This window comes from Thalassobacillus hwangdonensis, assembly GCF_042675915.1.
In the GTDB taxonomy this organism is placed as follows: Bacteria; Bacillota; Bacilli; order Bacillales; family Halobacillaceae; genus Thalassobacillus_A; species Thalassobacillus_A hwangdonensis.
Window position 1 is genome coordinate 145,114 of the sequence record NZ_JBHTKL010000001.1, and the last position, 23,057, is coordinate 168,170.

Annotated in this window: 27 protein-coding genes; 18 read left to right on the forward strand and 9 right to left on the reverse strand. The window is 42.4% G+C overall.

Annotation, left to right across the window (positions count from 1 at the left end):
• Positions 1 to 76 precede the first annotated feature (76 nt).
• Positions 77 to 532, reverse strand: coding sequence for a staygreen family protein (locus ACFQ2J_RS00790; protein WP_386055676.1), 456 nt, complete (start codon positions 530 to 532; stop codon positions 77 to 79).
• Positions 533 to 661: 129 nt separating this feature from the next.
• Between ACFQ2J_RS00790 and ACFQ2J_RS00795 the strand changes: the two genes are divergently transcribed.
• From ACFQ2J_RS00795 to ACFQ2J_RS00810, 4 genes are all read left to right on the forward strand, one after another.
• The gene (locus ACFQ2J_RS00795; protein WP_386055678.1) at positions 662 to 1,753 is read left to right on the forward strand and encodes a hypothetical protein; all 1,092 of its coding nucleotides are present in this window, start codon (positions 662 to 664) and stop codon (positions 1,751 to 1,753) included.
• 235 nt (positions 1,754 to 1,988) lie between these two features.
• Positions 1,989 to 2,228: an IDEAL domain-containing protein gene (locus ACFQ2J_RS00800; protein WP_386055680.1), complete on the forward strand. Its 240-nt coding sequence runs from the start codon at positions 1,989 to 1,991 to the stop codon at positions 2,226 to 2,228.
• 184 nt (positions 2,229 to 2,412) lie between these two features.
• Positions 2,413 to 3,891 (forward strand): methyl-accepting chemotaxis protein, encoded by a 1,479-nt coding sequence (locus tag ACFQ2J_RS00805; protein WP_386055681.1) that lies wholly within the window; start codon positions 2,413 to 2,415, stop codon positions 3,889 to 3,891.
• Positions 3,892 to 3,977: 86 nt separating this feature from the next.
• Positions 3,978 to 4,871: a M15 family metallopeptidase gene (locus tag ACFQ2J_RS00810; RefSeq protein WP_386055683.1), complete on the forward strand. Its 894-nt coding sequence runs from the start codon at positions 3,978 to 3,980 to the stop codon at positions 4,869 to 4,871.
• 49 nt (positions 4,872 to 4,920) lie between these two features.
• On the opposite strand, the gene ACFQ2J_RS00815 is transcribed toward ACFQ2J_RS00810, so the two are convergent.
• Complete coding sequence (locus tag ACFQ2J_RS00815; RefSeq protein ID WP_386055684.1) at positions 4,921 to 5,541, reverse strand: NAD(P)-dependent oxidoreductase; 621 nt, start codon at positions 5,539 to 5,541, stop codon at positions 4,921 to 4,923.
• A 127-nt stretch (positions 5,542 to 5,668) separates the two neighbouring features.
• On the opposite strand from ACFQ2J_RS00815, the gene ACFQ2J_RS00820 reads away from it, so the two are divergent.
• A complete protein-coding gene (locus ACFQ2J_RS00820) occupies positions 5,669 to 6,967 on the forward strand; it encodes an MFS transporter (RefSeq protein ID WP_386055686.1) in 1,299 nt (432 codons plus the stop codon).
• 420 nt (positions 6,968 to 7,387) lie between these two features.
• Here ACFQ2J_RS00820 and ACFQ2J_RS00825 read toward each other — a convergent pair whose 3' ends face one another.
• Positions 7,388 to 8,302, reverse strand: coding sequence for a zinc dependent phospholipase C family protein (locus tag ACFQ2J_RS00825; RefSeq protein WP_386055687.1), 915 nt, complete (start codon positions 8,300 to 8,302; stop codon positions 7,388 to 7,390).
• Between the two features lie 443 nt (positions 8,303 to 8,745).
• Here ACFQ2J_RS00825 and fumC point away from each other — a divergent pair, with 443 nt between their 5' ends.
• The 3 genes from fumC to ACFQ2J_RS00840 all read left to right on the forward strand — a co-directional run bounded on the left by fumC (position 8,746) and on the right by ACFQ2J_RS00840 (position 10,746).
• Positions 8,746 to 10,137 (forward strand): class II fumarate hydratase, encoded by a 1,392-nt coding sequence (gene fumC / locus ACFQ2J_RS00830; protein ID WP_386055689.1) that lies wholly within the window; start codon positions 8,746 to 8,748, stop codon positions 10,135 to 10,137.
• Positions 10,138 to 10,228: 91 nt separating this feature from the next.
• Complete coding sequence (locus tag ACFQ2J_RS00835) at positions 10,229 to 10,429, forward strand: small, acid-soluble spore protein, alpha/beta type (protein WP_386055691.1); 201 nt, start codon at positions 10,229 to 10,231, stop codon at positions 10,427 to 10,429.
• A 68-nt stretch (positions 10,430 to 10,497) separates the two neighbouring features.
• The gene (locus tag ACFQ2J_RS00840) at positions 10,498 to 10,746 is read left to right on the forward strand and encodes a hypothetical protein (RefSeq protein ID WP_386055692.1); all 249 of its coding nucleotides are present in this window, start codon (positions 10,498 to 10,500) and stop codon (positions 10,744 to 10,746) included.
• Positions 10,747 to 10,791: 45 nt separating this feature from the next.
• Here the strand turns inward: ACFQ2J_RS00840 and ACFQ2J_RS00845 are convergent, their stop codons facing one another.
• Positions 10,792 to 11,889, reverse strand: coding sequence for an ABC transporter ATP-binding protein (locus ACFQ2J_RS00845; protein WP_386055694.1), 1,098 nt, complete (start codon positions 11,887 to 11,889; stop codon positions 10,792 to 10,794).
• A gap of 126 nt (positions 11,890 to 12,015) precedes the next feature.
• On the reverse strand, positions 12,016 to 12,915 hold the full coding sequence (locus tag ACFQ2J_RS00850; protein WP_386055696.1) for a PucR family transcriptional regulator: 900 nt from the start codon (positions 12,913 to 12,915) through the stop codon (positions 12,016 to 12,018).
• 165 nt (positions 12,916 to 13,080) lie between these two features.
• On the opposite strand from ACFQ2J_RS00850, the gene ACFQ2J_RS00855 reads away from it, so the two are divergent.
• A complete protein-coding gene (locus ACFQ2J_RS00855) occupies positions 13,081 to 13,365 on the forward strand; it encodes a metal-sensitive transcriptional regulator (RefSeq protein WP_386055698.1) in 285 nt (94 codons plus the stop codon).
• Between the two features lie 41 nt (positions 13,366 to 13,406).
• Here the strand turns inward: ACFQ2J_RS00855 and ACFQ2J_RS00860 are convergent, their stop codons facing one another.
• A complete protein-coding gene (locus tag ACFQ2J_RS00860) occupies positions 13,407 to 13,589 on the reverse strand; it encodes a hypothetical protein (protein WP_386055700.1) in 183 nt (60 codons plus the stop codon).
• 26 nt (positions 13,590 to 13,615) lie between these two features.
• Positions 13,616 to 14,941 (reverse strand): YheC/YheD family endospore coat-associated protein, encoded by a 1,326-nt coding sequence (locus ACFQ2J_RS00865; RefSeq protein WP_386055701.1) that lies wholly within the window; start codon positions 14,939 to 14,941, stop codon positions 13,616 to 13,618.
• 116 nt (positions 14,942 to 15,057) lie between these two features.
• Between ACFQ2J_RS00865 and ACFQ2J_RS00870 the strand changes: the two genes are divergently transcribed.
• The 5 genes from ACFQ2J_RS00870 (at position 15,058) to ACFQ2J_RS00890 (ending at position 18,535) form a co-directional block, all read left to right on the forward strand.
• A complete protein-coding gene (locus ACFQ2J_RS00870; protein WP_386055702.1) occupies positions 15,058 to 16,194 on the forward strand; it encodes a DUF445 domain-containing protein in 1,137 nt (378 codons plus the stop codon).
• Between the two features lie 85 nt (positions 16,195 to 16,279).
• Positions 16,280 to 16,633 carry a YlbF family regulator gene (locus ACFQ2J_RS00875; protein ID WP_386055704.1) on the forward strand — a complete coding sequence of 118 codons (354 nt, stop codon included), beginning with the start codon at positions 16,280 to 16,282 and terminating at the stop codon, positions 16,631 to 16,633.
• 145 nt (positions 16,634 to 16,778) lie between these two features.
• Positions 16,779 to 17,114 (forward strand): PadR family transcriptional regulator, encoded by a 336-nt coding sequence (locus ACFQ2J_RS00880; protein WP_386055706.1) that lies wholly within the window; start codon positions 16,779 to 16,781, stop codon positions 17,112 to 17,114.
• Entirely contained in the window at positions 17,111 to 17,653 is a 543-nt protein-coding gene (locus tag ACFQ2J_RS00885) for a DUF2812 domain-containing protein (RefSeq protein WP_386055708.1), read from the forward strand. The genes ACFQ2J_RS00880 and ACFQ2J_RS00885 overlap by 4 nt, the downstream gene beginning before the upstream one ends.
• A 111-nt stretch (positions 17,654 to 17,764) precedes the next feature.
• Positions 17,765 to 18,535, forward strand: coding sequence for an enoyl-CoA hydratase (locus tag ACFQ2J_RS00890; protein WP_386055710.1), 771 nt, complete (start codon positions 17,765 to 17,767; stop codon positions 18,533 to 18,535).
• 59 nt (positions 18,536 to 18,594) lie between these two features.
• Here ACFQ2J_RS00890 and ACFQ2J_RS00895 read toward each other — a convergent pair whose 3' ends face one another.
• Positions 18,595 to 18,780 carry a YhzD family protein gene (locus tag ACFQ2J_RS00895; protein ID WP_386055712.1) on the reverse strand — a complete coding sequence of 62 codons (186 nt, stop codon included), beginning with the start codon at positions 18,778 to 18,780 and terminating at the stop codon, positions 18,595 to 18,597.
• 146 nt (positions 18,781 to 18,926) lie between these two features.
• On the opposite strand from ACFQ2J_RS00895, the gene ACFQ2J_RS00900 reads away from it, so the two are divergent.
• The 4 genes from ACFQ2J_RS00900 (at position 18,927) to ACFQ2J_RS00915 (ending at position 22,796) form a co-directional block, all read left to right on the forward strand.
• A complete protein-coding gene (locus ACFQ2J_RS00900) occupies positions 18,927 to 19,826 on the forward strand; it encodes an ABC transporter ATP-binding protein (protein WP_386055714.1) in 900 nt (299 codons plus the stop codon).
• On the forward strand, positions 19,819 to 21,084 hold the full coding sequence (locus ACFQ2J_RS00905) for an ABC transporter permease (protein ID WP_386055716.1): 1,266 nt from the start codon (positions 19,819 to 19,821) through the stop codon (positions 21,082 to 21,084). The genes ACFQ2J_RS00900 and ACFQ2J_RS00905 overlap by 8 nt, the downstream gene beginning before the upstream one ends.
• A gap of 154 nt (positions 21,085 to 21,238) precedes the next feature.
• The gene (locus ACFQ2J_RS00910) at positions 21,239 to 21,739 is read left to right on the forward strand and encodes an RNA polymerase sigma factor (protein ID WP_386055718.1); all 501 of its coding nucleotides are present in this window, start codon (positions 21,239 to 21,241) and stop codon (positions 21,737 to 21,739) included.
• Positions 21,723 to 22,796, forward strand: coding sequence for a hypothetical protein (locus ACFQ2J_RS00915; RefSeq protein WP_386055719.1), 1,074 nt, complete (start codon positions 21,723 to 21,725; stop codon positions 22,794 to 22,796). The genes ACFQ2J_RS00910 and ACFQ2J_RS00915 overlap by 17 nt, the downstream gene beginning before the upstream one ends.
• Before the next feature lie 26 nt (positions 22,797 to 22,822).
• Here the strand turns inward: ACFQ2J_RS00915 and ACFQ2J_RS00920 are convergent, their stop codons facing one another.
• On the reverse strand, positions 22,823 to 22,975 hold the full coding sequence (locus tag ACFQ2J_RS00920) for a YuzL family protein (RefSeq protein ID WP_386055721.1): 153 nt from the start codon (positions 22,973 to 22,975) through the stop codon (positions 22,823 to 22,825).
• Positions 22,976 to 23,057 lie beyond the last annotated feature (82 nt).

A 23,057-nucleotide genomic window follows, 5' to 3' on the forward strand; every position in this document is an offset into this window, starting at 1 on the left:
GAATATATAGAATTCACGTTGTGGAAAACCTTAGCTTGTCAGAGGTGACCAAGGTGCTTATGCTTTTGAAGTTGTTCTACTCTGCTACATAATAATCAGATACCAGCCCCATATACATCACTCCATTGAAGCTGGAAAAGTTACTTTGGAACTCCACGTAGACTGGGACTTCAAGGAGACAAGGTTCCTGTTCGATAAGCCAACGCTCCCCATAAAAAATCGCCTTCAGAGCGGTAGGCAGTTCTTTAACGAAAATCTGATAACGCAACTTTTGCCATGCTTCAGGCCAACGTTCGTCTCCAACAAATACCTTGCCGTAGAAATTAAGGTTACAGTGATCCGTTCTCCATTCGCCAATTACCTCATCCCTAAGTTCATTCAGTTGATCTTCTGCAATTTCAAAAGCTACTGTCAGGAATAGATCTCCGGTAGTATCCGAATGAGTCAGCGTATATTTTCGTTCCGCAACTGGTGTACAAGGTTGCACGGGTCGGCGGAATTGTGTGTAGACCTTAAACGGAGAAAACGTCATGCATGCACCATCCTTTCATTGGTCAGTTTATGCATCACTGCCAATTTTGCGAAAATTATATAAATACCCCCTTAAGAGGAAAATTAATGACGTATGTTGTACTGACTACATAAAAAGGGGTGTCAAAAGATGAAGAAGAAAAAAGCAATCAATGTACTCTCAGCTGCAGCACTAACATTATCACTGTCCGCAGCACCATTATCAGCCTATGCCGAAGAAGGTACGACAAAGGTTGATTTGGATTCATCCGAGAACGTTACACAAGAAAGTGATGTTGCAATTGCGACTGATTCACCGAACCTTGAAGGGAACTTATTCGATTTTCTTAATACGATGGTGAGTCAGCTTCAATTTGCATTGGATCACGATGAAGTGGACAAGGCTAAACTGTTTGCGCAATATGCTGAAGAACAGATTGCTAAAGCAGAACAGTTATTGGATGAAGGAAAAGAGGAAGAAGCGGGAGAGCTTCTCGAAAAAGCTGCAGAGCTGATGCGTAATGCAGAAGAAATGGTAAGCGATGACGAAGAAGGAGAGGAATCTGATGAGAACGAAGAAGATTCCACGGAAGTAGATGATACTGACCAATCTTCTGAAGATGAAGAGAATGAAGATGAAGCAGAAGAGTCTGAAGAATCAGATGAGGAAGAAGAAGTAACTGAGGAAGAAGTGACTGAAGAAGATCAGGCGGAAGCTGAAGTAGAAAAAATGATCGGTCAGAACGTTATTTCTTTGAAACTGGCTTCTATGAAAGTGACCAATCCTCGCGCGCAAGCAGCGTTGGAGCGTAACATCGAAAAGTCACTTGTAAGACTTGAAGCGAAATATGGTGATATTTCTGCACTTAAAGAGAGACTTTCAGCCTTGAGCGAAGGTGAAGAACCGACAGAAAATGAAGAAGAGCCTACTGAAGAACCAGTTGAGGAACCTGTTCAAGAGGATGAAAGTGAACAAACAGATGACGAAGTTACTGACGAGGTTGAAGATGTAGAGGAAGTTCAAGCAGAAGAATCAGATGATGAAGTAAAAGAAGAACAATCCAGTATTCCAGCTGTAGCAAAAGAAGCTAAAAAAGAAGCAAAAGAATCTAAAAAAGCAGCAAAAGAGAAAGCGAAGGCTGCGAAAGAAAAAGCTGCAGAAAAGAAAGCTGAAGCTGGTCATAAAGGAAAAGGCCACGAAAAAGGTAAAGGTCATGATAAAGGAAAAGGGAACGACAAATAATTTAGTGGATGCTGCATCATGCAGCGTTACTATATAACTCTCTCCCAAAATAGGGGCCACGCAATCGTGTGGTCCCTATTTTTCTAGTTAATTTAGCTTTTAAAATCAATAAGGATATAGTTTCCAGGTTTATATTTACATAAATACGGGCATAAAGTAAGTAAATATTCAGAATATTATTGCAAAGGGCAATGAAATTATGCATAATAGAAAAAAGCATGAAGGGGGAAGCGTCATGAAAAAACAGAAAATAAATTACAGACTGCGTCGAAGCCCTGTTTTCAGAAAAAGAGAGATTGTTGCTAAAAGGGAGTTATCTTTCGGAATCAAATTGGCATCTCGGTTATTTCTGGATGAAATGTGCTATGAATTCAATAAGAAAAAGTATGATGAATTAGTGAACAAAGCGATTGAATCCAATGACCGTGAACGTTTCAATGAACTGAGTGAAACCTACCGTTCCTTTAATCGCTGAGGAATAGAACATTATATAAGTCGGCTTTTGCAGCACCGGGTGAACTGTCACCCGGTTAATGCACAAGTCGGCTTTTTCATGTCATTTCATGTCAAATTTTGTATAATAGCACAAATTATGCAGATGAATATGGTACATTTGTTATATAGGTTAAATACATATCAACAATTATCGGGGGATGAACATGGAAAGTAAAAGTATTAAGAAGAAGATTCTGGACAAACAGAATGGTGTGTTGATCAAGGTGTTGTTTTTTTCAGTCCTGCTTGGCTTAGTTGCAGAAATTGCAGTAGGAGCCCCAATGATCAATAAACTGATGATAGGTGCTGGTGGCGGGCTGGCGGTTACGGTAATGTTCATGTTACATAAAAAGAAAGTGCTGTTATCTCTTATACCATACCTTGCTGTAACGAGTACGAGTGTGATTGGTCTTGTCATCGTAATTAGCTCGGACTATGTCACGAACATGCTTTTCACTTTTTATATTCTAGGTGTAGGTGCGGTATCCTTGTCCTTGACTGTTTTGACGACAAGTGGTCTGATGGGCTTGGCGCTTCTCGGTTACTTTGTAATCACTAAAGGGGAGATGCTGGGGTTTGATGTCAGGGCGACTGCCATCTCCGTCGTCTTCTTCAGCCTTGTATTCATGGTGCTTTTTATACAAGTGAAATTGACTCAGAGGTTGTTAGGGGATGTGCAGTCAAATCTAGATCAAAATGAAGTCTTGATGAGTGACAGTGAAAGCCGTACTTCAAAAATACAGCATGTAGCTGCACAGATACACGAGAGTATGTCAGCAATCGATACAACGAGTAAAAGGAACATGGATGTAATGAATCAGATGAACCTATCCTTCCAGGAGGTAGCATCGGCAGCTCAGGATCAGTCTACTACTGTCAGTGACATCACGTTAGCTACGGATAAAGCGAATGACCGCCTTCATAACATGGTTGATGCAATTGAGAAGATGATTGAATCAGGTGAAAGTGTGAAAGGTTCTGCGGATACTGGGGCTGTGAACCTTGCTGAATTGAAAGAAACGATGCATGGTTTCAAGGATTCATTCCAGCAAATGCGTCAAAATATCGAACACCTTACGGAAGGAATCAAGCAAAGCACTACCTTCACGAAGCAAATCAGTGATATTGCAGAACAGACTAACCTGCTTGCACTGAATGCCAGTATTGAAGCAGCAAGAGCAGGGGATGCCGGTAAAGGGTTTGCAGTAGTTGCAGATGAAGTGAGGAAACTCGCAGAAATATCCAGTAGGACAGCGGATCAGATCAATGACAATTTGACATCTGTTGCACAGCGAGCAGTCACAACGGAAGAGCATGTGAAAAAGAACGAAAGCAAATTGACGGATAGTTTGCTGATGACGGACGATACATCGGAGGCATTTGAACGTATTACAAACCAGTTGGATGACTTCATCAAAATGATGAATGAGTTTGAGTCACAGGCACAAGATATCCGTTCCTCATCAACATCCATCGATCAGGCTGTCAATGAGTTGGCATCTGTCATTGAAGAGACTTCAGCGACGATGATGGAATTGCAGAATATGATCGAGAACCAGACAATGGAACAATCAGGATTGACGGATGTCATTACGAAAACGAATGCATCGATTTCCGGTTTGCGGAACAAAAGTGCTTCATGATAGGTCGAAATTCCGTTTACCAGCGCTCATGTGATGTGTTAGCATGTAGCAGATAGTGGAATTGCCACAGGAAAGGATACGATGAGATGCGTTTTTTCGCATTCGTTGCCATGACTGCTGCTTTTCTTTTCGTTACAGGTTGCAGCAATATCGATTTTCTCGATAGCTCTGAACAAACACATACGGCAGAAGAGACGCCAAAGAGTGAAAAGGAAGTTGAACAGAAGGATGCATCAGAAATCGATGAGAAATCTGATGGAGAGGATGCTTCTGATAAAGAAGAAAAGCCTGAAGATTCGAAAGAAGAACAGGAGACTCCAAGCGACGATCAACAAGAGAGTACAGACAAACAAGAAGAAAAAGAATCTGAACCGAAAAAAGATAGTGATGGATTGATTATAATCGAAGATCCGAACAGTACACAGCTTGTAGTAAACAAGCAGCGTAAGCTTCCGGAGGGATATGAACCGAAAGATTTGGTTGTACCGGATGTACCATTCTACTTTAATGAGTTCCTTCCTAAGAAACAGATGAGAAAAGAAGCTGCAGGAGCGCTCGAAAGATTATTTGCTGGTGCAAAGAAGGATGGTATTGAATTGGTGGCCGCTTCAGGTTATCGTTCCTACGACCGCCAAAAGACAATCTATGAAAATAATGTTAAAGCAAATGGGGAAGAGCATGCCAATAAATTTTCTGCTAAACCTGGTACGAGTGAACACCAGACAGGTCTAGCCATGGATGTCACTTCTGCGCAGATGGCTTTCAAACTTGAACAGGATTTTATTGAAACTGCAGAGGGTGAATGGCTAGCAAACCATGCACATGAATATGGTTTTGTCATCCGTTATCCAAAAGGGAAAACAGAAATTACAGGCTATGAATATGAACCATGGCACTTACGCTATGTAGGGAAAGAATCTGCTACCGAAATTCATACACAGGAAGCTACGCTTGAAGAATTCTTCGGGCTATATCCATAATTTAAAGAGAGCCTTTCACAGGCTCTCTTTATTTTTGGAGAATCACCAATTAATAGCAGATTCCAACTCTATTATGGACGAATTGGTCATATAATAACGTATGGAAGGCAAAACGTGCGGTATCGCCGACAGTAATTTTCTTCCCTTCTTCAGGAAGTACGTTCATTTCATGTCTCACATTTCCTTGCTCCTCACCATCCGGCAGGTAGGTTGGACAGATGATGGTCCAGCGCAGATCTGTGTTCTTCAATGTCTGGTACACGGTTAAATGTTCTTCCGCTGCAAAAGTTGATTTTCTTTTGGATTCCGAAGTTTGAAACCTGTATTTACCTTCCTCATAACGGCTATCCAGGATGCCGGCTGTACCGATCGTGACGATTCTGCTGATCTGGTGCTTTTGCATGGAATGGATAATCAAGGGTATAGCCTGTGAGAGCGTATCGGTTTTATCTGTATTCAATCCACTGAAAACGAGGTCACACCCCTTTATTACCTGATCCACAAGTTCAGGCGAAGTAGCATCGCCTATGTACCATTGGACTGCTTCGGAATCGAATGGGGTACGAGACCGATCCCTTATCAGAGCGTGGACTTCCCACCCTTCATGGACAACCATTTCCAGCACTTTTGACCCCACTCTTCCTGTTGCACCGAATATCGCAATCTTCATAGTAAACGCGCTCCTTTCAAACTGGATGATAATGAAAAGTATTAAGATTCTGAAAATATCCACCAAAATTTTCAAAGGTTTGCTATGCTTAGTATATAGGATGTCATTGTGAAATTGGGGGAAAACGATGAAAAAGAAACCGGTTTTGAGCTGGGTATTTTATGATTTTGGTAACTCTGCGTTTGCAACGACGATGATGGCCGCCGTGCTGCCGATCTTTTATTATGATGTAGCAGCCTCAGGCCTTGAGGAATCCCTTGCTACTAGTTACTGGGGGTATTCCCAATCCATTGCTGTACTCATCGTAGCGATATTATCACCGATTCTTGGAGCAATCAGTGATTACTCAGCTGCCAAGAAGAAGTTCCTGATGTTCTTTGCATTCATGGGGGTAATCGCCAGCGTTCTGATGGCATTTGTTGGAGAAGGAGATTACCTGCTGGCATCGATTCTCATGATTGTAGGTACAATCGGCTTCTCAGGCGGAAATGTATTCTATGATGCGTTTTTACCGGAAGTGGCTGATAAAAAATCGATTGATAAAGTGTCTGCCTGGGGATTTGCGTTTGGTTACATTGGTGGGGGTCTCCTATTGGCAGTCAATCTGTTAATGATCATGAAACCGGGGTTGTTCGGGTTCCCTAATACGCTCGTCGCTACTCAGGCTGCGTTCGTTACGGTAGGGGTTTGGTGGCTGGTCTTTTCCATCCCGCTCTTCAAAAATATCGTAGAAGAAAAAAAGGTACAGCCAAAACGGGATCGTTCGTACATGTCCATCGGATTCCAACGGGTGGGAAGTACCTTCAAAGAAATAAAGCAATACAAGCAATTATTATTGTTCCTGATCGCTTTCTGGCTGTTCAATGATGGGATTTCAACGATCATCAAAATGGCTACGATTTATGGAAGGGAAATCGGCATCGATAGCAACGATTTGATTGCTGCATTGCTAATTACCCAGTTTGTAGGAATTCCTTGTACCTTCTTCTTCGGTTGGCTGGCCGGAAAGATCACACCGAAGAAAACATTGAGTATAACATTAATCATCTATATGATGATCGTTACTTTGGGATATTTTATGACCTCATCGTTGCATTTCTATCTGTTGGCGTTATGCGTAGGGTTCGTCCAAGGTGGTGCGCAGTCCTTGAGCCGTTCGATTTTCGGAAGGATGGTACCTGATGATCGTCATGCAGAGTTTTATGGATTTTATGGGATTTCATCAAAGTTTGCAGCAATCTTCGGTCCTTTCGTCTTCGGAATCGTAGGGCAATTGACTGGTTCCAGCCGTTATGGAATTTTCTCTTTGATCATATTTTTTATAGTAGGGTTCATCCTCTTGCAAAAAGTGAATGTTACGAAAGGGGAAGAGGAAGCGAGGCAGCAGACGAACGAGGAAGATGTCATCGATATTCATACGACATAAAGAAAAAGAGGCTGGGACAAAAGTGTTTTAGTGTATATAAAAACCGAACTGAATTGGCTTGTTATTGCCAAATAGTTCGGTTTTTTAGTTCGAATTTTTTATTTAGTTCTAGCTCTTTCCAGCGGTTGATTGGAGTGCAAGACGTAGACTCCTGCGGGAAGAGTAGCTAATGTGAGACCCCACAGGGAGGTACGACCGAGGAGGCTCACGGGCTACCCGCGGAAAGCGGAGTCTTGCATGGAGATCATTAGCGAGTTCAGAGAATACACTAAAATGTTCGTCTTTGGACCGTGGATAAATTGTTTTGTCCCAGCCTCTTTTTTGCACTTTAAGAAAGGTTAATTTTATTAAAGGAATAAAGTATAAGAAATTCCTAAGGCTTTCGCCATAAGTACTTGTCGATAAACCGAGTTTTTCTAATTAAACGATTGGTTCGCTGTATTTATTTTCTAATCCTTGCTCAAGGTGCAATCCTGTATCGTAAGAAATATTGCCGATCCTAACTTTCACTTCATCCAACAGTGCTCGATTTTCACTGTTCCAATACTCATGTACGAGTGGTAAGAGGCTGATCCCTTCCTCGATCCCTCGCTCGTAAAGTTCCATAAACGATGCTTCGTGATCTTCTCCAGTTGCAGGATGTTTCCATCGCTTCCGGCTTTCATTAAGATAATCCATATTGTCTTCTACCGGCCGGTGGGAATATGGGGAAACCATATCGCCTAGCAGTTTATTTTTCCAACCTGAAGGATCATGTAAAATCTTGAGAGCAAGCTTCATGTCTCTGTAAGATTCCTGGACGAATGTGTTTGGCAGGTCATCTGTCAATCCCGGGTAATGCTTGTTGATGACCCGCTTTAAAAGAACGCGCAGATCCGGGTCGAGCCGCTGACCGACGTCGATCCTTTCATGGACTTTGTTCTCCCATGTTTTCAGGTTTTTCTTTTGCTTCATGACAAGTGTATCAATGATTACTTCCAGCCTTTGATGATTTGCTCCTTCATAACCTGCTCGATAATGGATATAAGGGTGAGCATTCCTGTCCAGCAGATGATGGGTGATAAAGCCTAAAATATAACTTTGGATCAATAATGAGCTATCTTTCGCTTCAGTGATCAGGCTGACGAGGAAATCTCCGCAATCTTCTGTATGTAGGCGATTCCCCACTTTTTCCACACCTTTGCTTTTCAAAAACGGCCAAAATCGATGGTAAAAAAACGGGTCCGGTCCCTGTGCTCCAAGACGTACGACGTTCAAATGCTGTTCATAAGGCAAGGGCTCTAAAGAAGCCAGTATTTCCTCGGTGAAAAGCATATGGGTCCAAATATTCGGCATCGCCATCCTCCTTTCATACTACCTATATGTATTATAATGAATTGCAGACATGTTTGGGAATGCCTGACACTAAAAAAGGAGCCCTCAATCAGGCTCCTTTCCACTATCGTTCGTACACCTTTCGAAAAGATCAAGCGAGAAACATCTACAGTTTATCTACTCATCCCTCCTTATGTAATTGTAGTCTGCTTCCTGCCTCCTTTCTTTATGTTGAACCTATCATAATCTATAATCTGAATAGTGTAAATAGTCAGAAAGTTTCATAATGTCGAATTTATGAGAGCTTTTCTTTAATTTTCTGCTTGAATCGACACCAATCATAGGTTTTTATTTTTTGCTAAAAAATTTTTGGAGGCTGAAGAAGAAAGGTGATAGGCAGATGCGAAATTTGTTACAATAGGGTAGGAAAGCATTTTCATAAAAGCAAGGGAGGACCATGATTCATGGATTATCGTATTGAAAAAGATACACTAGGTGAAATAAAAGTACCCGCTGAAAAGTATTGGGCAGCACAGACACAACGCAGTAAACAAAACTTCCCGATCGGTGACGAGAAAATGCCGGTTGAAGTCATCCATGGCTTTGCCATTCTAAAGAAAAGTGCAGCAAGAGCGAATAGTGACCTTGGACTCTTGGAAAAAGAGAAAGCAGCTGCAATCGGCTATGCTGCTGATCAAATTGTCGAAGGCAAGCTGGAGGAACACTTTCCACTTGTGGTGTGGCAGACAGGTAGCGGTACACAGTCGAATATGAACGTGAACGAAGTCATTGCTTATGTAGGAAATCAATGGCTGAAAGAACAAGGGAGCGAACTGAAGCTTCATCCGAATGATGATGTCAATAAATCACAAAGCTCCAATGATACTTATCCAACTGCTATGCACATTGCAGCAGTATTGAAAATGGAAGATGTGCTTCTTCCAGCGTTGACACAATTGAAAAATACATTGAAAGAAAAGATGGAAGCGTTTCATGATATCGTAAAAATCGGTCGTACCCATCTGCAGGATGCAACACCGCTGACACTTGGTCAGGAAATCAGTGGGTGGCATCGTATGCTTGAAAAAACAGAAAGCATGCTTGTGAACAGCATCCCTTATATTAAAGAATTGGCAATCGGAGGAACAGCAGTCGGTACGGGCTTGAATGCACATCCTGATTTTTCTGAAGCGGTTGTCGAAAAAATCAACGAAGAAACAGGGAATGCGTTCATATCTGCACCGAACAAATTTCATGCATTGACTTCACATGATGAGCTTGTGCATGCGCATGGAGCAATCAAAGCGCTCGCAGCCGATGTCATGAAGATCGCAAATGATGTGCGATGGCTAGCTAGTGGCCCTCGATGTGGTATCGGTGAAATTACGATTCCAGCGAACGAGCCTGGAAGCTCAATCATGCCAGGAAAAGTAAACCCTACTCAAAGCGAAGCAGTTACAATGGTTGTGGCACAAGTCATGGGAAATGATGCAACAATCGGATTTGCTGCCAGTCAAGGGAACTTCGAATTGAATGTATTCAAACCAGTTATTGCTTATAACTTCCTTCAATCGGCACAGTTGATGGCAGATAGCATGATTTCATTCGATGAACGTTGTGTAAGCGGCATGGAGCCTGACAAGGATCGAATCGATCAATATTTGAATGATTCATTGATGCTCGTAACGGCATTGAACCCTCATATCGGATATGAGAATGCTGCCAAAATCGCTAAAACCGCTTTTGAAAAGAATCAAACACTGAAAGAGACGGCAGTAGAGCTCGGAATCCTTACGGGAGAGCAGTTTGATGCATATGTGAACCCTGAAGAGATGACCAGCCCGAATGCAAAATAATCCTCAATAAATTTTCACAAAATTACCATTTTAAATTTGTGATACTTCCTGTGTAAAAGGTCAAACTACAATTACACAGGAGGTGAAAAACATGGCTCAAAACAATTCAAACCAATTGGTTGTACCTGGTGTACAACAAGCACTTGATCAAATGAAATACGAGATCGCTCAAGAATTCGGAGTACAGCTTGGTCCTGACTCTACTTCTCGCGCTAACGGTTCTGTAGGTGGAGAAATCACTAAGCGTCTTGTACAAATGGCTGAACAACAATTCGGCGGACAACAAAAATAATGATGGCAAGAGGAGAAACGGAGGAAGTCCGTTTCTCCTCCCTTTTTTAATTAGAGAGGAGTACAGAAATGGATATGTGCCCTGTATGCAATGGATTTGATCAGCTGATGGAAGTTTGCGAAGCATGTGGGGGAGAGATGGTCGATTATGGACGAGCAGTCGATTATTTAGATGAGTACAGTCCATATTTGGACTTGAACCTTACCGTATTTGTTGACGGAGATATGAAATCTTCCATTGAAGAGACATGTGTCCACTATTTGCAATGTGCGAAATGTGATGCTGCTTCATTAGTTGCTTTAGAAGACGTGCAATAAAAAAAGGATGCCCCGAGAAGCTGGAGACATCCTTTAGTCATTCAATTAATGGATTCGCTCTTCTGAATCTTTATCGAAGAAATGTGCTTTATGCATATCCAGTGCAAGTTCGATCTGTTCTCCGCCTTTAATGTCCGAACGGGAATCCACTCGAGCGATGAAATCCTGATCATTAAGTTTAGAGTAGAGGTATGACTCTGAACCCATCAACTCTGCTACCTCGATTAGCGCAGTAACTTTAGATTCAGGGTTTGCATCGATGAAAACAGGCTCATCATGAAGATCTTCAGGTCGGATACCAAGGATCACTTCTTTTCCGATATATTCCTGCTGACGCAATACTTTCATTTTCCCTTCAGGAACCTTGACCTTCAAGTCTCCCATCTCCAAATATCCGTCTGTTAACGTACCAGTAAGGAAGTTCATTGCAGGGGAGCCTATGAATCCGCCAACGAACACGTTTTCAGGCTTGTCATACACTTCTTTCGGTGCGCCAACCTGCTGGATGACACCATCCTTCATGACTACAAGACGGGTAGCCATCGTCATCGCTTCTGTCTGATCGTGTGTCACATAAATGGTTGTCGTTTGTAGACGCTGGTGAAGCTTCTGGATTTCTGCACGCATTTGGACACGAAGCTTCGCATCAAGGTTGGATAGTGGTTCATCCATGAGGAATACTTTTGCGTCACGAACAATCGCACGTCCAAGTGCAACACGCTGACGCTGACCACCGGAAAGTGCTTTCGGTTTACGATCAAGAAGTGCTTCCAGCCCAAGAATCCTTGCTGCATCCTGCACACGACGATCGATTTCTTTTTTGTCCATTTTACGAAGTTTCAGCCCGAATGCCATGTTATCGTACACATTCATGTGAGGATAGAGCGCATAGTTCTGGAAAACCATCGCAATGTCACGATCCTTCGGAGCAACATCATTCATTCGTTTTCCATCGATCGAGAAATCTCCGCCTGTAATCTCCTCAAGCCCAGCAATCATCCTTAATGTTGTAGACTTTCCACAGCCTGATGGTCCTACGAATACGATGAATTCTTTATCCTGGATATGTAAGTTAAAATCATCTACCGCTTTTACATTTTTGTCATACACTTTATCGATATGTTGTAATTTCAATTCAGCCATTCTACGTTCCTCCCAGTTTTGTAAGCGTTTTATTTACTAACTTTAGTGTAGTCGAATTTCCTGGGAGATGTAAGTGGACGGACTGCACAAAGATCGCGAATCCTTTTGTGCAGTCCGTCCAACAGATCAATTATGTTGTTGCAATGCTAAATAAGCAATAAGTGCTCCTTTGAACTGTTTAACGTCGATACCGGTTTTCTCGATGAATTTATCTACTCGATATTGGAGGCTGTTGCGATGCATGAACAGCTGCTTAGCAGCAAGTGTCGCATTGGAATTGCACTCTAGAAATACTTTGATCGTTTCTAGTAATTCAAGGTCATCTTCGACTTCTGCCAGCACAGCTGATCGGATTCTAAGTGCGTCATCTTCATTTAACCGCTCCAGATAAAGGTAAGGAATTGTATCCGTAAACGTAGCTACCGGTTTCTTTAAGTGACGTGAAGTAATTCCATACCATTCTTCAGCCCACTGATAATGGTGGTAGGCTTTTGAAACGTCTGAATGGAACTTCCCTACGAATAAGGTCAGGTTGACGTAGAAGTCACTGATCAATACGTCAATGATCTGGTCATATGGAATCGGTTCGTCAGTTGCATCCACTAACTCCTCTATGATTACTCCGGAATTGGTGTCTGTCCACAACAATGGCATTGTTTTCGGGAAAAGTCCCTGAATAGCTTCGTTGAAAGAGTCCTTATCGAAATTGGTGTCAGAGACCTTGAAAAAAACAAATCGGTAGGCAGAAATATCAGGTAGTCGCTCTGCTTCATAGTCTGGATCCTGAATTCGATTGAACCATTCCTTTTCTCCGGGTGTCATCTGGCAATTCTCCTTATTAGCAGGAGAGAGAAAAGCTTCCAATAACTCAATATCTTTCTCGGTCAAATCGCTTTTGGGAATGCCGATCTGCTGTCCATCTGGGGTGAGAAAGGTATGATACTCCTGGTGTTGTACTGTTTGTACCCCATCATCCATTTGTACAATCGAGGGGAAAATTCTTTTCAACTTTTGGGTAATGTCCATTCGTCTCTTCCTTTTTACTGAATTCTACTATATTATAGCAATAAGGGTAATCCAACCAAACAGATGGGTTTTAAATTCTTTGGAAATTTACTATAATATACCCAAAGGGGTAAGTTACCTCGTAATCATGATATCATTCAACCTCGAAATGGAGGAGGGTTTCATATGGAAAATAGCGCAATGAAAATGACACAATATAATCAGGAAACAAAAAACCGTCTGAAACGGATCGAAGGGCAGATCCGTGGTGTGCTGAAGATGATGGAGGAAGACAAGGAATGTAAAGATGTCATCACCCAGCTGTCTGCAGCAAGATCGGCAATCGATCGTACAATCGGTTATGTTGTGGCCAAGAATTTGGAAAGCTGTATTCGTACAAGCCATGAGCAGGGCGATTCAGCTGAAGAATTGATAAACGAAGCGGTACAAATGATCGTTAAAAGCCGCTAAGACTTGTAAAAGAGGATGTCTCAAGCGAGACATCCTCTTTTTTATGGTTCATCGATTACATGTTCGTCGTTTTTAGGCAGGTCATGGGTTTCCCCGATCTGCTCTCTGCCATACACTTGGCTTACTGTCCCACCAGCCATGCCTTCATTGATCATGCGATCGACATCCAGCTCATACTTATCCTTTCCCTCTGCCACATGGTTTTCCTTTTTCCTATGCTTCATATGAAATCCACCTCCACCGTTAGTTTTTACACGTTGGAGTACTTTAATGCTTTTTGATGGAACAAATAGGTGGAATAGTGGAAAAGATGCTGGAAGTTTTTTTCTAAATCCTGTTGGAGGGATGGATGGTGAAAGATTGCATAGCCTGGCTTTGCGTTAGCCTCAAAAAGCCAGATCGATTGGTCTTGATCCAGACCGAAATCCATGCCGATTTCAGCTAGCTGCCCATCATAGTTGAAATCCAGCGCATCGCTTACACGAAGAGCGGCAGTATGTAAGCGCGTTTCAACCTGTTTAGCTTTCGTTGCACTGAAAAGTTCATCCAAGGTTTTTGCTTCTGCACCATGCCCTAAATGGGTGGTCGGATGTCCTGAAGCACCTAATCTGGCAGCAGTGACGGTAACCTTCCAGATGCCTTTTTCGTTTTTATTCGTATGGATCCGATAATCGATTTTCCGGTCGTCTTGTTCCATCAAAGCGATTTGGGGCTGGAGGATATAACCTTTGCTGCCTTCAGGAAATTGTGTATGATAAAACTCCTTCATAGTTGGATAGGTCTGCACCTGTCTCTGGTTCACCTCATTGACTTCAACTTCTTCTGTTTTGTTTTTAGTGAGCCGTAGAAGCCCCTTGCCTACGCTTCCATGGATCGGTTTCAAATAGACAGGATTCCTATCAAGCATGGCAGTAATAACACTGGAAGAAGGCGTGAAGATTGTTTCCGGCAACAGATGGGATACGACTGTATTTTCTTTCAGGTGTTTATAAACCTCCCATTTATTGAAGAAGCCCGGATTGAAGAGCTGGGTTTTCTCTTTTAAATATCGAAGTGCCTGATTCACTTTCGGGTGATTTTCTGTCTTACGGTTCGTTATCCGGTTGTAGACGATTTCCGGAACCATTTGCTGTGTTTTTCTCCATAAACCTTGCTCAAAAATATAACCATCTATTCTGTGTGGGCTGGCATTGACATGCTGGCAACCGAAAAATATCGGTTGAAACCCCATGCTGGCCCCAACCTCACTCATCTTTTCATAAAAAGGGGTTCTTGTATCAAATAATCTGCTGTTTGACCTGAATCCTGCGGTTAATATTCCGAAAGGGATGTTCAATTTCAATTTCGTTTCTGAGCCGGTGAATAGCAGCGAGTGGACAGGTGGCAGGTTCAACGCTTGCTGGAGTCCGCTTGTCACAAGCACAGAGTGGTCATCCTGCTGATGCGTCATGCACTGCACTTCACTGACCTGCTCGCCGAACTGTACTTCATCGATAAATTGAAACTGCTTCCTGAATGCCTTGGGGACGATGATCCTCTTTTGCGGACTTTGATAAAACCTTACAGAAGCTTGCATTGGACGACCCTCCTATCTTTTTACTTATATATGCGTGATGGAAGGCATTCATTCGCATGTTCGCTTATGGTACGATAGGATGGATATATGGTTAAGACGAAAGGTTGGAAGATCGAATGAATGCAGGATTACTCCTTATATTTATGATGGCTATTGGAGCTTTGATCGGTGGAATGACGAACTCGTTGGCGATAAAAATGTTATTCAGACCCTATAAGGCTGTCTATTTTGGAAAATTCAAATTGCCGTTCACTCCGGGGCTGATTCCGAAGCGAAGGGAAGAGTTGGCAAAGCAACTCGGGAAAATGGTAGTCAACCATCTACTTACTTCAGATGGAATCAAAAAGAAACTGGTCGAAGCACGTTTTCAGAAGACTGTGACCGAGTGGGCGCAGAAGGAAGTTCACCTATTGTTGAACAAAGAGGAATCGATTCAAAAGCTATTGGGCGACTATGACATCGATATTCAAGAAGCTGTGCTGAAACAGAAGGTTTCTGAATGGGTGGTAGACACCTATCACCAGCACATGACAGAAATAAGAGAGAAAAGCATTAAGGATAATATGTCTCCTCATTGGATTGAAAAAGCAGAAACTGGTGTCGATGAACTCTCCGGCTATATACAGATGCAAATTCACAGCTATCTTGAAAGTGAGGAAGGAAAAAGAAAAATTTCTGCGCTGATCGATGATTATCTGGAAAGCCAAGGAATGCTCGGCAGTATGATCGCATCCTTCATGGGTCCGGATGGACTAACGGAGCGAGTACATCCAGCTATCGTGAAGTATGTCAAAGCCCCAGAGACAAAAGAGTGGCTTCATGAGTTGCTGAAGAAGGAACTCGATTATTGGATGGATCAGCCTGTAAGAAAAGTGGAAGACAAAGTAGGGGGAGAAGCAATTGCTTCTGCAATCGGCACGCTTGTCTCTTCTTCACTTCCGCTTAATCAATGGCTGAATCGCACGGTAAAGGATTGGACGACAGCTGTTCAACCTAAAATAATTGAAAGTCTCGTTCCACAACTTGTGCAAAAAGGAACGACCTATGTAGCGAATCGAGTAGATACGATCCTATCCAGTTTGCAGCTTGATCTTGTCGTCGAAGAGCAGGTCGAAGCTTTTTCCGTGGAACGTTTGGAGGAGATGGTCCTCGACATATCGAGACGGGAATTCAAGATGATCACCTATCTTGGAGCGCTATTAGGTGGTTTGATCGGATTGGTACAAGGTGCAATTGTACTAATTTTCGGATAATCCGCCTATTCCTATACAGACATGTTCTCGTTTGTTATAGTGGGGGAGGAGTCAAGGAACGCCAATTAACAGGAGGTTTTTAATAATGGCAAACATGTATGATTACGCGTATGATTTAGAGAAAGCAATCCGTAACAGTGAAGAATTCCAAGGATTGAAAGAAGCATATGAAGCAGTTATGAACGACGAAGCTGCTAGCAAAATGTTCGACGATTTCCGTCAGACACAAATCAACCTGCAGCAGAAACAGATGCAGGGTCAGGAAATCACTGAAGAAGAAGTTCAGCAGGCACAGCAGGTTGTCCAGCTTGTGCAGCAGCATGAGCAGATTTCCAAGCTGATGGAACAGGAACAGCGCTTGAATGTTGTCATCAATGATGTCAGCAAAATCATCACTAAACCACTTGAAGAGCTTTACGGTAACCCGGAAGAGCAGTAAGAAGTGACTTAAAGGCCAAGCAGCGATGCTTGGCCTATTTTTTTTGCCATTTTTTAATGAAAGCCATTGACTTTTATATCATTAAACGATATATTTCAATTAATGATATATCATTAAACGATATAAAGAGTTTAGGAGAATGCTGATGGCACGTAATGACGCGTTGGAAACAGGTGAGCTCACAGATACTACGTTTTATATTCTGCTTTCACTGTTGGAAGCAAGACATGGGTATCTCATTATGAAAAATATTGAGGAAGTGTCAGATCAATCTTTCAAGGTGGGGCCGGCATCCTTATATACCTCCATAAAAAAGCTGCTGCATGCTGAATTGATTGCACCCGTAGGTGATGCTACAGGAAAAAAGAAAACCTATATTGCCACCAAAAAAGGAGTTGAGTTATTGCAAGAAGATATCAAACGTAGAGAGAAAATGATCAGACATGCTAAAAGTGCGTTGAATGAAGGGGTGGCCCCATGAAGAAACGAACGAAATATATTATGAATAATGGGTTGGCTTTCTCGGAAAACAGTGACATGGAAAAGCTTGGAGCCTTGGCAAAGGAAGGTTGGATTTTTGAAAGGATCTCAAGCTTCGGTTTCACTTATAAGTTGAAAAGAGGTAAGCCACAGCAAGTACAGTATTCGATCGATTACCAGAAAAATCCCGATGAAGAATACTTTTCGTACTTTGAAGAAGCAGGATGGACGCATATCGATTCTTCGGTCGATTATATCCACATCTTTCAAGGAGCCGAAGATGCAATCCCCTTATATTCTGATAAAGAGACTATGAAGCAGAAGTACAGTTCAGCCAAGAAGATGTCAGGCTTATTAGCATTTCCAGCTTTACTTGTCCTGCTGGCGCTTTTCTTCATTCGCTTTCTAAGTGTGAATGGCACTCTGCCTGCAATCGCAGGTGATATCAGCGTTGGACTTATGATGATTGTATTTATTGTCCTTGTGTTCAGTGGGATGCCATATGCAGCTTATTTATGGAGATTATTCAAAATGAAATAGTGTAATGCATGTTTTTTCCAAAAAAAGTGTTCTCATTGTCGAATTAAAAAGGGTTTTGACATTTGCAGCACGAATTAGTTCGAGAATAATCTTACAGGGGGAGAGATATCTGTGAACTATTTCGAACTGGAACAGAAGGATAACGTCATTCATTTACGCATTGCACGTGGTGAAAAATATAATGCACTTCATGTCGAAATGATTGAGGAGTTCGTTACAGCATTGGAACAAGTGGAGGAAAATTCTGCGCAAGTAGTCGTCATCTCAGGAAAAGGTGAGGGGTTTTGTGCAGGCGGCGATGTCACCATGATGAAAGAAGTTGCGGAAGAGAGCAAATTCAATGAGGCGATGCAGAACATTGAAGAAATCGTCACCCGCATCTATTCGATGGATAAAATCGTTCTATCTGCAATCCATGGTCCGGCTGTTGGACTGGGACTGAGCATTGCATTAGCGGCAGACTATGTAATCGCAGTGCCGGATGCGCGTATATCGATGAACTTCATCGGAATCGGACTGATGCCGGATGGAGGCGGCCACTTCTGGCTGCAGGAACGTATGGGTACCCACAAAGCGAAGCAATTTGCCTGGAGCGGGCAGGAGCTACGCGCCAAGGAAGCTTTCGATTTCAACCTGATTGATAAAGTTGTGGATGGTGATTTGTTTGAAGAAGCGGATGCGCTTGCATTGAAATGGAGCAGGAGTCCATTACGATCCATGATTGCAACGAAAAAAATCTATCACCAGCATGGACTTCATAAATTAACGGAATACCTTGAAAAAGAACGGAAATATCAATGGGAGCTCCGTCAGTCAAGTGACCATCAGGAAGGCGTGCAGGCATTTTTGGAAAAAAGAAGACCTGAATTCACAGGGAATTGAAATAGAAAAGCTGACTTCCTCCATTAAGGGAAGAAGTCAGCTTTTCTCATGGGTGGGGGTTATCGGTGGAACAGCACCATATATCCGCTTTGGGACACGCAACGATGGGTGTATTCGGCATAGCCTTTATCTTCTAACATGTTCTGGCCGATTTTTTTCGCATCGTCATCATTTTGTGCTTCAAAGTTTTCATCCATTAATTTCGTTCCATCTTTTTCGAAAACGGTAAGTGTGTACACTTTCATATTGGCAGCCTCCTTGATGTAGTGCTTCTCATTTTATATTAGGTGTACCACTGTGAAAATCCTGCAAACATTTGATAATTTATTGAAACTATTGAGCTCGGTAATCGTAAGGTAAAGGTGTAAGGGAGAGAAAGGGGAGAGAGTTTTTGAGTTTGACATTGAATCAAGTCACAAAAAAATTCGGAACATTTACGGCTGTCGACCGTCTATCACTGGAAATACCGGAAAAAGAAATGTTCGGTTTTCTTGGAGGGAACGGTGCTGGTAAGACGACGACCTTCCGAATGATCCTCGGTTTTTTGGATCAGACAGAGGGATCGATCAGTTGGAATGGAGAGGAAATCAATTACGATAAAAGTCACCTGATCGGATATCTGCCTGAAGAACGGGGGCTTTATCCGAAAATGAAAGTGAAAGAGCAGCTTGTGTACTTGGCGAGATTGCGCGGCATGGATAAAAAAGAAGCACTCAAAGAGCTTGATCACTGGCTGGAACGCTTCAAAGTGCCGGAGTATAAAGAAAAGAAAGTCGAAGAGTTATCAAAAGGGAACCAGCAAAAAATACAGTTCATCTCAGCTGTCATCCATCGTCCGAAAATGCTGATCCTTGATGAGCCATTTTCAGGGCTTGATCCTGTCAATGTTGAGATGTTGAAGGATGCGGTTGTCAGCTTGAAGGAGAACGGCACTTCCATCGTGTTCTCGTCTCACCGCATGGAACATGTCGAAGAACTGTGTGAGAATCTTTGTATCTTACATAAAGGAAAGCCTGTCGTCCAAGGGAGTCTCAAAGATATCAAACGGTCATTCGGCAAAAAGAATGTCCGTGTCAAAGCAGATTTTGATACGAGCTTCTTGGAGCAAATTCCTGGTGTTGTAAAATATAAGCGTCTGGGTGAAGGATGTCAGCTTCAAGTGGAGAATGAAGCAGCTTCCCAGTATGTATTCGAGGCGATCCAAGGGAAAGGGTTTGTCCGCACGTTTGAATTGGAAGAGCCTTCATTGAATGATATCTTCATTGAGAAAGTAGGTGCTTCCTATGAATAAGTTCGGAATCATTCTTGCACATACGTACTTAAGCAGATTGAAATCAAAACAATTCATCATCACAACTGTAATCACGTTGCTATTGATCGTTGGATTGACGAATTTCCAAACGGTCATCGATGATTTAGGTGGTGGAGATAGCGAAGATGGAAATCGACAAGTGGCATTGATTGGAGATGCTTCTGATGTAATCGATCCACTTCAACAGAATCTTGAGATGATGGAAGCAAATGTCGATTTGGAGACTTTCGATGGTTCCGAGGAGGAAGCGAAGCAAGCTGTCATTGAAGGGGAATATGCTGCGCTTGTAAATGTTGAAATCGATGATCAGGGATTGCCATCCGGCACCTATTATGCTGAGCAAGTGGCTAACAGTGGATTGAGTAATCAGCTTCGTGAAGGACTCCAGCAGGTGAAACGTACGATTGCTACTGAAAATGCTGGTGTTGACGCAGCAGTTCTTCAACAAATTGCAGCTCCGATTGCATTCGAAGCCATTCCATTGGAAGAGAGTGCGAAAACAGAAGAGGAACTAAGTGAAGCTAGAGGGCTTGTATATGTGATGCTCTTCCTGCTTTATTTCACTGTCCTGTTATACGGCACAATGATTGCGATGGAAGTAGCTACGGAAAAATCAAGTCGAGTGATGGAGATCCTGATTTCCAGTGCATCACCTGTCACCCAGATGTTTGCGAAAATTATGGGTGTGGCACTGGTCGGTGTGACTCAAATTACACTGTTTATCCTTGTTGGGTACCAGTCGGTAAAAATGAATATGGATACGATGACAGGTGGAATATTTGAGTACTTTGGATTGAGTGGAATCGATGCCAGCACACTTGTCTATGTCCTTGTGTTCTTCCTGCTTGGCTACTTGCTATATGCAACGCTTGCAGCCATGCTTGGATCATTGGTGACACGGATCGAGGATGTACAGCAGATGATCATGCCGATGACATTACTGATTGTAGCGGCATTCATGATTGCAATGTTCGGCTTGGGTACACCGGATTCAACCTTTGTTACCATTACATCGTTCATCCCATTCTTTACTCCGATGCTGATGTTCCTGCGGGTAGGGATGCTTGATGTACCTATGTGGGAAGTTGGGCTATCGATCGGATTGATGATCGGTACGATACTTTTATTGGGAATCATCGGTGCAAGGATTTATCGCGGAGGCGTTCTGATGTATGGAAAGTCAACGTCACTGAAAGACATCAGAAAAGCGATGCAATTGTCCAAAAAAGAATCCTGATTATCTTTATAAAAGAAGAGTACGGCCCGGAGCGAATTATTAAGCTCTGGGCCTTTTACGTCGTAAAAATAATTTCCTGGAAAATATAATTTTTTTGTAAGAAAAGTCTTCAGAAGAGCGACTATTGAAGTGAAAGGCACAAGGGGGGATGACTTTGGAGAATGAGCTGTTACGAGAGGCACTGGATGAACACTATGATGAACTATTGAATTATCTGTACTTGCAGACAGGGTCCTCCCATGATGCGCATGATCTTGTACAGGAGGTATATATGAAGGTGGTAACTGCCATCACTAGCTTCAAGCAGGAGTCTACGTTAAGGACATGGCTTTTTAAAATTGCCCGTAACGTATTTCAAGATCATTTACGGAAGAAATATCGCTGGAAACGGCTGATCGACCGGTTGAAAATGCACCAAACTACAACACAGTCTCACAGGAAAGATATCGAAAACAATGACATATTTTTGTGGCTCGACAGTTTTGACCAGGAAACGAGGCAGTTATTGACCCTCAAATATTACTTTGAATTTTCCTATGCGGAGATCAGTGCGATTACAGGCATGACGGTAACGAATATCGGAGTGAAGCTAAGCAGAATCAAACAAGACATCAAGCTGAAGGAAGGAGGGATGGAGAATGGCACGACACGATGACCAATGGAACAGATTCAACCCTTTGGAAGCGACCGAAGAAGAAAAAGAACAAGTATGGAATAAGATGCAGCGGCAGAAACGTAAAAACAACCGTGGGAAGCTGACCTATGTCTTCTACCCAGCTTCCATCCTGGCAGCAGCAGTCATCTTCTTCCTTCTCGTAATGAACTATCTTCCGAATGACCAGCAGTCTGCGGGTCCGTCTGAACGTTCCCTGCCGGAAAGTACGATTGCCCATACAACCTTCAAGTTTGAGGGAGGGAATGATGATTGGGAAATTTCAGGAGAAGCTTACCACTTTGATTATACGAAACAATTGGAAAATGATATCGATACACTTGAAAACGGATTAGGAAGAATATGGATAAATTATACAGGGGATAAGAAAAAGTTGAATGAGGAAGTTGATATTTCAATCATAGAGCCTATGGGGAAACATGCAGCACAATTTAAAGAATTTGATGGGACTGCAGATTTTGGAATAAGTCCAGATAGCTTTGGTGATGATTATGAACTCAACATTGAAATCGAAATGAATGGAGAATTGGAAAGCTTTTCACTGAAGCCGAAAAAGGAAGAAGCCACTTATCCACTTCCTAAGTACTATAAAGTATCACAAGGTGAACCATTCCCTGAAAAATGGAATGAAACAACTCCACTGATTTTTGAGAAGAATGGTATAAGCATAAGTCTTGATCAGCAGCATGCAACCACCCTTTCATATGAGTTACAGTCGAATGCTTTTGACTTTACCGGAGTAGGACCGCTATTTTATATCGAATCAGATGAAGAAGAAATACCTCTATCCATCACGGTAGCTGATGTAGATGCTTCCGATACGATTCAAACAAAGATAAGAGATTATGATGGAGTGATGGATAGTCCAAGCATAGGAGTGGATGAGTCTGTCATGACAGAAGAAGGATACACTTATGAAATCCATCCTGAGTTTGATAAGTACGGTCTGAAAACAATTGAAGTATATGTAAACAAGGAACTAAGGGCTGTCTTCACCGCCCATGTGGTACCTGAAATCAGTAAACCCGTGACTGAATGATGTCACGGGTTTTATAATGGTCGAAATTACTTGCCCAAATTCTTTTTTCCATATTGCATATTTGTGGTCTGGTGCTCGGGTTCATCTGTGAACGGATCCACTGGCCCTTGGTTTTGACTTCCTTTCACACTTGCTGCGCTTTTGGCCCGTTCTGACGGATTCTTTTTACGTTTTGGCATCGGTCAACACCTCCTTGCGGGTAGTTTTTCCTTTCTCGTCGAAAACTTTCATACCGAACGTGCATTCGTTTTCTTGCTTTGA